The following is an 11,099-nucleotide window of genomic DNA, read 5'->3' as shown; positions in this document are numbered from 1 at the left end:
GGTTATTTCAAGTGCGCTTGTGCCCGAGCATCGATATCAGAGCCGTGTGGGAAAGCTGGACCGGTTCGCGAAGCAGACGTTCGCGGAGGAAGCGGCGCGGGTCACGGGCGGCGCCGCCGCGTGGCAGGAGGCGCCAGAGGTTCGCCTCGATCGGGTGCAGGCCGACGGCTACCTCCGGGTGCTGCGGCCCGCCGGCCTGGCTCCCCTGGCTGCGCCATGGCCGGAGGCTCGGGGACATGAGGAAACGCTTGTCGAGCTGAAGATGCCCGGCGATCACGTGGACGTGGTGGAGTTCAAGCGGGCGCTGCTGCGCCGGCAGGCGCGGGAGGTCGAGCGCGTCGAGGAGCGCGTCCCGCCGTGGATGGGGGAGGAGCCGCTGTGGCTCATCGCTCCCCACGTACCGTCGTGGCTGCACGGCGTGCGGGCGCTGGAGCGGTTTGCGCCAGGCTGTTACCGCATCGGCCCCTCGCCGTTTCAGTTTCTCTGGATCGCGGCCAACGAGCTGCCGTTGCGGGACGAGCTGGTGCCGTTCCTGGTGGCGCGCTCGGGACGGGCCCTGGACGATTTCGCCCGGTGGGTCGCACCGCGGCGGGAAGTGGAATGGGTGCTCTCCATGCTACAGTACATGCCGATGTCACCGTGGACCCAGGAAGAATTGAAGCGGCGGTTCGCTCGCTCCGATGATCCGGAGATCGAGGCGCGCCGGCAGGGGATCCTGCGCACCTTGCTCGCGGACAGCCCGGAGGTGAAGGAGGAGCTCATCGAGGAGGGCCAGCTGACCGAGGCGCGCGCCGCGCTGCGCACGGTGCTGGGGCGGCGTGGGCTCGCGCTCAGTCCCGCGCTGGAGGCGCAGATCGACGGCTGCGTCGACGTGGCCACGTTGCACCGATGGCTTGAGCAGGCCGTGACCGCGGCCGGCGCAGAGGAAGCGCTGACGTAGATCGCGACGCGTCCTAGCAGCCGCCAGCCTGTCGTCACCCCCGCAGCGTGGGATGCATGGCCCGAGGCCCGTGCCGACGTTCGCACGCCAGACCATGGGGCACTTGCGAGATCGGCAACACGTCTTGCTCGCTGGGATCGCAGATGAGTATTCCCCCTTCAAAGTCTGTGAACCGGAGGCTCGGCTGGTTCGTCTTCACCACAGTGGTCATCGGCGCCGTCGCCTGTGGCCTGTGGATGGGTGGGGTTCACGACCGGCCGCAGCCGGAGGAGCAGCGGGCTGGTCGCACGGCGGAACCAACGGAACGAAGGGACGCCATGCCGCTCGGAACCGACCCGAACCGGCCACAAGGTACCTCTTCCTTTCACGTCTACAGGTCTGACGATCATGGGCTGTCCTGGAGCCTGGCCGGGAGAGGGCTTCCCACCAGAGGACGAATCCACGCCCTCGCGGTCCAGGAGACGACCGCATTCGCCGGCTCCGATGACGGACTTTTTGTCTCCGCGGACGGCGGGTACAGCTGGGCGGGACGCGACATGCCCCCGGATTCCGCGGTGCAGTGCTTCGCCCCCGCGGGACGCCGTCTCTTCGCCGGGACGAAGGGAGCGGGAGTCTTCGTCACGGAAGACGCGGGCCATTCCTGGCGTCCAATTTCCAAGGGCCTCATCGACACGAATGTACGATCCCTTGCGGTCCAGGGGGCCGTGGTGTACGCCGGGACCGATTCCGAGGGCGTCTTCGTCCTCCCCGACGGCGCCGAGGCGTGGATCCCGTTCGGCCGCGAGTTGCCCGACGGATCGCAGGTGTTTGACCTGGCGGTCAAGAACACGTGGATCTACGCCGCTCTGTACAGCAGGGGTCTTTATCGGCTTGCCGCCGGTGGCGGGAGCTGGCGGAGAGTGGGAGACGTGGAGCCGCTCCGATTTCACGTGCATGGCGAGTCCCTCCTCGCCGGGCACAACCCGGGAGGGGTGTACCGGTCCATCGACGAGGGACTGACGTGGCATCTCGCTGACGGTCTGACGGATCGCTCACCGACCTGGGTTCTCGGCGACGCGGGCCCGAACGTCCTCGTGGGGACGTCACCGGAAGGTGTCTCGATCAGCCACGACGCAGGCGCGAGCTGGAAACCGAGCGCCGCCGGGCTCCCGCCGGGTGCGGCGGTGGTCGCGCTCGCGGCTGACAAGAGCTATGTTCTCGCGGGGGTAGTGACTCAAGACGGCAGGTAGACCCGGGATGAGCGGGGTCCGCTTCGGTTGACCAATCGATTGATAGCTCGGTGAGCAGAGCGATCAACGGCCACCACCTCGCGCTCCTGGAGATCTACATCGCATGTCCCCTGCGCGAGCGCCTGCGGATGCATTGGGCCGACCGTGACTACCTGGCCACGCTACCCCGGTGGATGTGCCTTGCCAGGAACCGCAACAGGGTTCTCCGCGGTATACGGGCCTTACGGAACAAAATCGTTGATTCATGATCGGGTCGATGGCCACGCGGTTGACGCGGCCTCATGGACCGAATTGAACGATGCGCCTGTTCGCGCGCTCCGCGATGCGCCCCAGGGCCTTCGGACCCCCCAGGCCGCCGCCGTCCGATGCCCGCGATCCTGCCGGCGCCGTCCGCCACGCCACACCTCGTCGCGGCCTGACTTCGCCGTCGACGGCGTCGGGGCGCACGGGTAACACTGCGTGGAGCCGCGGACTTCCATGACCGACGAACACCCCGCCTTCGGGCAAGCCATCCGTGACGTCATGGAACGCCGCGCCCGCGCCCTGGTGACGCGCGACCTCGCCGAGCTCGCGCTTCTCCTCGCAGACGACTTCTCGTACGTCAATTCCCAGGGGGCCCTCTGGGGGAAGGCCGAGTACCTGGAGGCGGTCGAGGGGGGCGCGCTGCGCTGGAGCGCGCAGACCGCGGAGGAGGTCAGCGTGCGCAGCTACGGCGAGCTCGCCGTTGTGACCTGCGTGGTGCGCGACGAAGGGACCTGGCGTGGCGAGCCGTTCAGCGCGCGGTTCCGCTCCACGCAGATCTATGCGCGCCGCGAGGGCGTGTGGCGCTACATAGCGGGCCAGTCGACGGGCCTGGGCCAGGGTTGAGCGCGGGTGGACTGCGCGGCGTCGGGCGGCGGACCCCACAGGGAACGCTCGGCTCGGGTATAGTCCCCGGGCGCTTGGCGCGAGGCGGGCCCTCGTGAAAGAGAAGATTGCTCCAACCCTCTCGCAGGCGATCCTGCGCCCCGGCGGCGCGGAGACGCAGCCGCGGGCGGGCGACGCCCCGCCGCCGTCGAGCGTAGGCCCGGAGAGCCTCGCCCCGTCGAGCTTCGGCCCGGACAGCCCCGGCCCGTCGAGCTTCCACCCGCCGAGACGGTTCGAGGAGTACCGGCTCCTCCAGAAGCTCGGCAGCGGCGGCATGGGCGACGTCTACCTCGCGCACGACACGCTGCTCGACCGCATGGTCGCGATGAAGTTCATCCGCGCGGCGACCGCGGACGCCGAGGTGCGCGCGCGGCTGCTCGCCGAGGCGCGCGCGGCCGCCCGCATCCAGCACCCGAACGTCGTCGCCATCTTCCGCGTGGGCGAGCTCCGGGGGCGGCTGTTCGTCGTCTCGGAGTTCGTCCGCGGCCAGAGCCTCGACCGCGTCGACATCCCGATGCCCTCGCGCCGCGTGCTCGAGCTCGGGGCGGGCCTTGCGCGGGGCCTCGCGGCCGCCCACCGCCGGGGGGTGCTGCACCTCGACATCAAGCCGGCCAACGCGGTGCTCACCGCGGAGGGCGAGGCGAAGCTCCTCGACTTCGGCCTCGCAAAGCTCCTCGAGCCGGCCGCGCGGCCCGACGCGCGCGGGGCGCGATCCGACATCCACGGAGGGCGATCCGACGTCCCTGGAGGGCGATCGGACATGCCCGGAGGGCGATCCGACGCGCTCGGCGCGGACGCGCTCTCTGGCGGCGAGGCGCTGCGAGGAGCGCAGGGCGACGCCGACGCGGCGATCGCGCCCGGCGATGAGCCGCTAGAGGGCGAGTTCCGCGAGGCGGCCGAGATGGCGGCGCGCCTGCTCGACGTGACGACGAGCGTCGGCGGCGGCACGCCCCACTACCTGCCGCCCGAGCTGTGGCGCGACGAGCTCGCGACGCGCCGCTCCGACGTGTACTCGCTCGGCGCGCTGCTCTTCGAGCTCTGCGCCGGCGTCCCGCCGCACGACGACGTGCCGATGACCGAGCTGCCGCTCGTCGTCCAGACCGAGGCGCCCCGGCCCCTCGCCGCCCTCGCGCCGGGCGTCGATCCGCGGCTCGCGGCCGTCATCGAGCGCTGCCTCGAGATCGACCCGGCCGACCGCTTCGCCTCGGGCGACGAGCTGCGCGACGCGCTCGAACAGCTGCTCGCCAGGAACCGCCACGCCTCCGTCGCCCCGGAGGGCAACCCCTACCGCGGGCTCCTCGTCTTCGATCTCGAGCACCGCGCGGTGTTCTACGGGCGCAGCTCCGAGACGGGGACGATCCTCGACCGGCTCCGCTCCGAGCCCATGATCGTCGTGGCCGGCGACTCGGGCTCGGGCAAGTCCTCGCTCTGCCGCGCCGGCGTGCTCTCGCTCGTGCTCGAGGGCGCCCTCGGCGGCGGGCGCGCGTTCCAGGCGGCCATGATGGTGCCCGGCAGGCACCCGCTCGCCGCGCTGGCCGCCGCGCTCGAGCCGGTCCTCGGCGCGCCCGCCGAGCGCATCGCCGAGGCCGTGCGCGCCGCGCCGGGCTCCCTCGCCCGCGACCTCCGCGCGCGGCTCGGCGAGCGCGGCGGGCTCGTGCTGTTCATCGACCAGATGGAGGAGCTCGCGACGCTGAGCAGCCCGGGCGAGGCGGCGCTCGTCGGCGAGGTGCTCAGCGCCTTCGCGGCGCGCTCGCCCTCCCTGCGCCTGCTCGCCACGGTGCGCGGCGACTTCCTCGCGCGCGTCGCCGGCATCTCCGGCCTGGGCGACGACATCGAGCGCGCGCTCTACCTGCTCCGCCCGATGTCGGCGGACAAGCTCCGCGAGGCCATCACAGGGCCGGCGCTGGCCAAGGGCGTCGCGTTCGAGTCCGACGCGGTCGTCGACGCGCTCGTCGAGTCCACCGCGCGCGCCGAGGGCGGGCTGCCGCTCCTCCAGTTCGCGCTCGCCGAGCTCTGGGACGCCCGCGCCGCGCCCGACGCGCCGCTCAGCAGCGCCGATCTCGCGCAGATCGGCGGGGTCGAGGGCGCGCTCGCCCGCCACGCCGATCGCGTGCTCGGCCGCATGCCGCCCGACGTCCACGCGGCCGCGCGGCGGCTGCTCGGCGCGCTCATCACCCCGCAGGGCACGCGGGCGCGGCGCGCCGAGGGCGAGCTCGCGGAGAAGGGCGGCGACGGGGCGGCGCGCGCGGCGCTCGACGCGCTCGTGCAGGGCCGCCTCCTGTTCGCCCGCGAAGGCGAGCAGGGGACGGTCTACGAGATCGCCCACGAGGCCCTGATCCACGGCTGGGGGACGCTGCGCCACTGGCTCGAGGAGCAGCGCGAGCAGCGCGCGACGCGCCAGCGCCTCGACGCCTCGGCCGCCGAGTGGGAGCGGCTCGGCCGGCGCCGCGACGCGCTCTTCAGCGCGCGCCAGCTCAAGGAGGCGAAGGGCCTCGACCCGGCCGACCTGCCGCCGCGCGAGGCGGCGTTCCTGAGGGCGTCGCGGCGCGCCGTCCTGACGCAGCGCGCGGTCCGGTGGGCCCTCGTCGTGGGCGTCCCGCTCGTCGCCGCGCTGCTCTACGGCGCGCTGGAGCTCAGGGCGGCGCGCCAGCTCGCCGCGCGGGCGGACAGGAAGATCCACGAGGCCGCGCTCACCTCGTCCGCCGCGGCGCTCGAGGGCGCGGAGGCCGAGGCGATCCGCGCGGAGGCGCTCTCGGCGTTCGATCGCCGGCGCCGCGACGAGGGGGAGGCGCTCTGGGAGCGCGCGCAGGGTCGCGCCGCCGAGGCCGAGCGGCTGCAGCTGCAGGTGAGCCAGAAGCTGGAGGCGGCGCTCACGCTCGACGGCGCCCGCAACGACGCGCGCGCGCGGCTCGGCGACGTGCTCTACGAGCGCGCGCTCGCCGCGGACGCGCGCGGCCACGCCTCGCTGCGCGACGAGCTGCTCCAGCGCATGACCACGTACGATCCCGACGGCGCGCGCCGGCAGCGATGGAACGCGCCCGCGGAGGTCGCCATCGAGACCGATCCCCCCGGCGCGGACATCACGCTGGAGCGGTACGAGAGCGACGCGGAGGGGCGCCGGCAGCTGACCGGCCAGCGCCTCCTCGGGACGACGCCCTTCGCGAGCATCGCGCTCGCGCAGGGCTCCTACCTGCTCACCTGCGAGGCGCGGAATCGCACCATCGTGCGTTATCCGTTCCTGGTCCAACGCGGAGAGTCATTGAAGCTCTCCATCCCGCTGCCGCACGCCGGGGACGTTCCTCCCGGGTACATCTACATCCCGCCGGGCCGGTTCCTCTTCGGCGCCGCCCTCGACGACATGTACCGGTGGGCGTTCCTCTCCACCGTTCCTCTCCACGAGATCCGCACAGGCGCGTACCTGATTGCGCGGCATGAGACGACGTTCCAGGAGTGGCTCGACTACATCCAGGAGCTCCCCAAGGAGTCCCGCGGCAGCTCGTCCATCCAGGCGGGCAACGGCGCCATGACAGGCGCCCTGGGGCTGCGCCGCCTGCCAAACGGTGTGTGGCAGCTCACGATCCAGCCCACGATCCAGGCGTATACCGCGCGGGCGGGAGAGCCGCTCGTGTACCCATCGCGGGCGGTCCGCGCGCAGCAGGACTGGCTTCGTTTCCCTGTCACGGGCATCTCCTTCGCTCAGGCCACCGAGTATGCAGCGTGGCTCCACAGGACAGGCCGCGTGCGCGGAGCCCGCCTCTGCACCGACTACGAGTGGGAGCGCGCGGCGCGGGGCGCCGACAGCCGCATCTTCCCGCACGGGGACAGGCTGTCTCCCGGCGACGCCAACTTCGATGAGACCTACGGCAAGGAGAGCTCCACGATGGGGCCGGATGAGGTGGGCTCGCACCCCGCCTCACGTAGTCCGTTCGGGGTCGATGACATGGCGGGGAACGTGCTGGAGTGGGCCATTTCTTCGATCGAGACCGACAAAGTGCTGTTGCGAGGTGGTGCTTATATCTATGATCAAACCTCGGTCCGAAGTGACAACCGGACCGTCGTTGATGGCACCTTCCTCGACCCGGTGATCGGGCTCCGCATCTGCGCCTCGTTCCCTCCACCACCGTGAAGGCGACGAGGCCTGCGGCGCTCGCGCCGACGCGGGCTTCCTCGCTCGCGTGATCGGGGCCCGACCGCCCGAGGGAAGACCGTCGATGCGCAAGGCGTCACGGCTTTAGCGGCAGCGTTCGGAGGAGATCATGTTGAAGCGAGGGTTCCTGGCAGGGTCGATGGTCGGGCTCATATCCCTCGGCGCCGGTTGCGCCGCGGAGATCGACGGCGGCGAGGACGAGGAAGCGGTGGCGGAGAGCTCGTTCGCGATGAGCAGGCTCAACGGCATGAGCCTCAACGGGGTCCGCTTCAACGGGGTTCGCTTCAACGGGGTCCGCTTCAACGGGGTCCGCTTCAACGGCGTCTCGCTGGACGCGACGACGCTGGTCGGCACGCGCGAGGGCGACGGCGCGCCGGTCGCCGGGGCCGACTTCATCGGCGCGGACGTCGAGGCGGTCCTGGACGATGGGTCGTCGGTGGTCGTCCGCGTCACGAACGTCGTCGAGCGCGACGGGATCCAGTACTACACGGTCAAGTACAACGCCGGCCCCGGGGTCTGGGTGAACATCTGCGGCGAGGGCCTCGACGCGATCCCGGTGAAGGGGACGTGGAACGCGGTGACGGGGGCCCACTCGGACGACGGGGGCATGTTCACGTTCGCCTGTCAGGGCGCGGCGATCGGGAAGTGCGCCGAGTGGGGCTACAGGGAATGGATGGCCGAGGCGGAGTGCAATGCGAGCGGCTGCGAGGACAGGGATCTCTCGTACTTCCATCAAGCGTGCATCCGCATGGTGCGCGCGGACTACTGCGGCGACGGCGTGCCGCACACCCAGACCGGGACGGCGATCGACGTCTGGGATGCGCTCGGCATCCAGACCGAAACGGTGGGCTCTGGCATGAGCCTCGAGGCCGAGTGGACGGTGGACGGCGCCGCCTGCATCAAGCACACCCGGTGGAACGGCCTCGGCGGCAGCAACTTGGATCGCGACTACGTCATGGCGCATTGCCCGGAGCGGTGGGCCGGGGACGATCCGAGCTGCGGCGGGAGCACCTCGACCTTCCACAAGGAAAACGGCTTCACGACGCCGCTCGGCCAGCGGCGCATCCTGCGGAACGCGTCGTTCACGACCAACGTGAGCCCCCTGTAGGCGGCGCCGTCGCGCAGGTCCGGGCGCGGTCACGCCCGCGCCGGGGAGTGCCGGAGTGTGTCAGCGCTGCGGCGCGACGATCGAGGGGGGGACCGCGCTCTCGGCAAGAACCGCGGGTCTCGACGCGATCGAGCCCCGGCCGGCGGTGGACCATGTCTTGCGATAGAGCAGGTCACAAGCCGCCCTGTTTCGAGCTCCTCGCCGCGCGCACGAGGCAGCAGGCATGGGCTGGAGGTGCACGTCATGCTGCTCGACCGATCCTTTCGACGAACGCTCATCGCCCGTCTCCTGCAGAGCGCTGGCCCCTCGGCGGCCGCGGCGCTCCTCGTCGCAGCGCCGGGCTGCGGGGAGGCCGCGGCCGAGGCCGAGAGCGCCCAGCAGCTCCGTTGCTTCGATTGGTTCGACGAGCTCGGGGCTTGCCTGGACCGCGACGCAGCGCTGGAGGAGTTCACCACCATCCACCAGCCCTGCGACGGCAAGGACGTGGAGCTGGAGAAAGACACGATCGTGTCGGTGGAGAGCGACGCGACCCGCCGTGACGGCGCGTGCTGTTACGAGGTGATCGTCGAGGAGAACACCCTCGACTGCGCCGCGGTGGGACGGCCCTTTTCCCTGGAGGGGCACCACCTCACGGCAGCTCCGCGGCTGGCCGAGGCGGGGTGGCTCGCGCGCGCGACGGCGAGCGGCGCCGGCGGGCAGCAGCCTTCGCTGGCGGATCTGACGGACGAGGAGCGGGAGACGCTCGCCGGCGGCTGGCTGCGGAGCGCGCTGGAGGAGCACGCGTCGGTGGCGTCGTTCGCGCGCTTCGCGCTGGATCTCATGGCGCACGGCGCGCCGTCGTCGCTCGTCGAGGCGGCCCACATCGCCGCGCTCGACGAGGTCGGTCACGCCCGCCTCGGGTTCTCGCTCGCGGCCGCCTACCGGGGCGGCCCTGTCGGCCCGGCCGCCTTCCCCATGCCGCCGGCGGTGCCGATCGCCGCGGATCTCGCGGCGCTGGCGCGCGCCGCCGCGGAGGAGGGCTGCGTCGGAGAGACCGTGGCCGCGGTGATCGCGGCGGAGCAGCGCGCCCGAGCCGACGATCCCGCGGTGCGGGCGGCGCTCGGGGTGATCGCGGAGGACGAGGCGCGGCACGCCGAGCTCGCCTGGCTGACGGTGGCGTGGGCGATCGGGGCCGGCGGCGAGCCGGTGCGCCGCGCCGTGGCCGAGGTGTTCGAGGCCGCCGCGGCGTCGCTCGGGCGCCCGCCCCCGCCGGGGGCCGAGCCGGGCGGCGGCCGCGCCGCGGCGCTCGCGGCGCACGGCCACCTCACGGTGGCCGAGGCGCGGGCGCTGCAGGGCGCGGCGCTCGCCCAGGTGGTGCTGCCGTGCGCGCGCGCGCTGGGGCTCTGGAGACCCGCGGCCGCCGCGGGGGCGGCTCGGCCTGCGGCGAGCGCGTAGCGATCGCCGGGGGCGCTCAGCTCTTCGCGGCGGCGAGGATGGCCGAGGCGTGCTCCTTTGGCTCCACCTGGAGCCAGACCTGCTTGATCCTGCCGTCCTGGGAGTGCTGGCCAGAGCACGGGGCGAGTCGGGGAGAGGCACCGCCAGGACGCCTGAAGGCGCAGAGAGGTGTCTTCTCGGGAGACGCCGAGAGAGACCTCGTGTTCTTCGCGGCAAGGCCCAGGCGGCGATTCGCTCGCTCGCGCGCCGTGCGATCAGGCCGGCGCCATCACCAGGCGGGCAATACCCGCACGTCCCGACCGAAAGCTAAGGTACCACCCGATGCGCAGTCCACGCTATACATGCGCTGGCCATGCGCTGGACACCTGGGAAACGCAGTGAAAACCTCCGAGACCTCCGCGGCGCATCCGGCGGAGCGAAGCTCGGTGTGGGCGGGACGGTGATCCTGCTCGTGCTCTCGCTGGTCTTCGGGAAGGATCTCCTGTCGGGGCTCGGTCAGGGCTCCGCGGTCCCCGGCGCGCAGAGCGGGCGTGCGAGCTCGCCCGAGGAGGAGCGGCTCGTCGATTTCGTCTCCTTCGTCCTCGATGACACCGAGGCCGTGTGGACGCAGGTGTTCAGCCGGACGGGGCAGCGCTATCCGGCCCCCACGCTGACGGTGTTCACCGACTCCGTGAGGTCGGGCTGTGGCATCGGCGAGGCGGCGATGGGCCCGTTCTACTGCCCGGCGGATCAGACGGCGTACATCGACCTCGGCTTCTATCGTGAGCTCAAGGCGCGGTTCGGCGCGCCGGGCGACTTCGCCCAGGCGTACGTGCTCGCCCACGAGATCGGCCACCACGTGCAGAACGTGCTCGGGACCGAGCGCCGCCTGCGCCAGCTGCAGGCCGCGCGTCCGGGCGAGAAGAACGCGCTCTCCGTGAAGATGGAGCTCCAGGCGGACTGCTTCGCCGGCGTGTGGGCCCACTCCACGCAGAAGCGCGACCTGCTCGAGGCGGGCGACGTCGAGGAGGCCCTCCGGGCCGCGTCCGCGATCGGCGACGACCGGCTGCAGAAGGCCGCGACCGGCAGGGTCAACCCGGAGACGTGGACGCACGGCTCGTCGGCGCAGCGGGTCGCCTGGTTCAAGCGCGGCATGCAGGGCGGCCGCGTCGAGGACTGCGACACGTTCGCGGACGCCTCGCCCTGAACAGGCGGCGCAGCCCGAGCCGTCCGCGCGCGGGAAGGCGAAGGGTCGCGCAGATCGCACGAGCGGCGGCTCGCGACAGCTCCGCGCGACGGTGTACGCTGCTCGCCCGCCGATGGTCTCGCCGCACGGTGCCCCTCGCTCCCCGACGC

7 protein-coding genes are annotated in these 11,099 nt (G+C 72.2%); all 7 read left to right on the top strand.

The genetic code is table 11. From position 1 onward, the window contains the following. Window positions 1-46 precede the first annotated feature (46 nt). The gene (locus WME97_RS39655) at window positions 47-940 is read left to right on the top strand and encodes a hypothetical protein (RefSeq protein WP_437545459.1); all 894 of its coding nucleotides are present in this window, start codon (window positions 47-49) and stop codon (window positions 938-940) included. Window positions 941-1,257: 317 nt separating this feature from the next. Beyond that, window positions 1,258-2,169 (top strand): WD40/YVTN/BNR-like repeat-containing protein, encoded by a 912-nt coding sequence (locus tag WME97_RS39650; protein WP_437545456.1) that lies wholly within the window; start codon window positions 1,258-1,260, stop codon window positions 2,167-2,169. A 477-nt stretch (window positions 2,170-2,646) separates the two neighbouring features. Then, on the top strand, window positions 2,647-3,036 hold the full coding sequence (locus tag WME97_RS39645; protein ID WP_437545454.1) for a nuclear transport factor 2 family protein: 390 nt from the start codon (window positions 2,647-2,649) through the stop codon (window positions 3,034-3,036). Between the two features lie 94 nt (window positions 3,037-3,130). Then, complete coding sequence (locus WME97_RS39640) at window positions 3,131-7,201, top strand: nSTAND1 domain-containing NTPase (protein WP_437545451.1); 4,071 nt, start codon at window positions 3,131-3,133, stop codon at window positions 7,199-7,201. Window positions 7,202-7,331: 130 nt separating this feature from the next. After that, the gene (locus WME97_RS39635) at window positions 7,332-8,330 is read left to right on the top strand and encodes an ADYC domain-containing protein (RefSeq protein WP_437545449.1); all 999 of its coding nucleotides are present in this window, start codon (window positions 7,332-7,334) and stop codon (window positions 8,328-8,330) included. A 243-nt stretch (window positions 8,331-8,573) separates the two neighbouring features. Then, entirely contained in the window at window positions 8,574-9,764 is a 1,191-nt protein-coding gene (locus WME97_RS39630; protein WP_437545447.1) for a ferritin-like domain-containing protein, read from the top strand. 352 nt (window positions 9,765-10,116) lie between these two features. Then, complete coding sequence (gene ypfJ, locus WME97_RS39625) at window positions 10,117-10,950, top strand: KPN_02809 family neutral zinc metallopeptidase (protein ID WP_437545444.1); 834 nt, start codon at window positions 10,117-10,119, stop codon at window positions 10,948-10,950. Window positions 10,951-11,099 lie beyond the last annotated feature (149 nt).

The organism is Sorangium sp. So ce367, assembly GCF_051520455.1.
Classification (GTDB): domain Bacteria; phylum Myxococcota_A; class Polyangia; order Polyangiales; family Polyangiaceae; genus Sorangium; species Sorangium cellulosum_B.
This window is presented reverse-complemented; position numbering and strand designations above follow the sequence as displayed.

Bases quoted from the DNA above. Each gene is read 5' to 3' on its own strand.
- WME97_RS39650 (WP_437545456.1), top strand. From the start codon at position 1,258: ATGCCGCTCGGAACCGACCCGAACCGGCCACAAGGTACCTCTTCCTTT.
- WME97_RS39645 (WP_437545454.1), top strand. From the start codon at position 2,647: ATGACCGACGAACACCCCGCCTTCGGGCAAGCCATCCGTGACGTCATG.
- WME97_RS39635 (WP_437545449.1), top strand. From the start codon at position 7,332: ATGTTGAAGCGAGGGTTCCTGGCAGGGTCGATGGTCGGGCTCATATCC.
- WME97_RS39630 (WP_437545447.1), top strand. From the start codon at position 8,574: ATGCTGCTCGACCGATCCTTTCGACGAACGCTCATCGCCCGTCTCCTG.
- ypfJ (WP_437545444.1), top strand. From the start codon at position 10,117: ATGCGCTGGACACCTGGGAAACGCAGTGAAAACCTCCGAGACCTCCGC.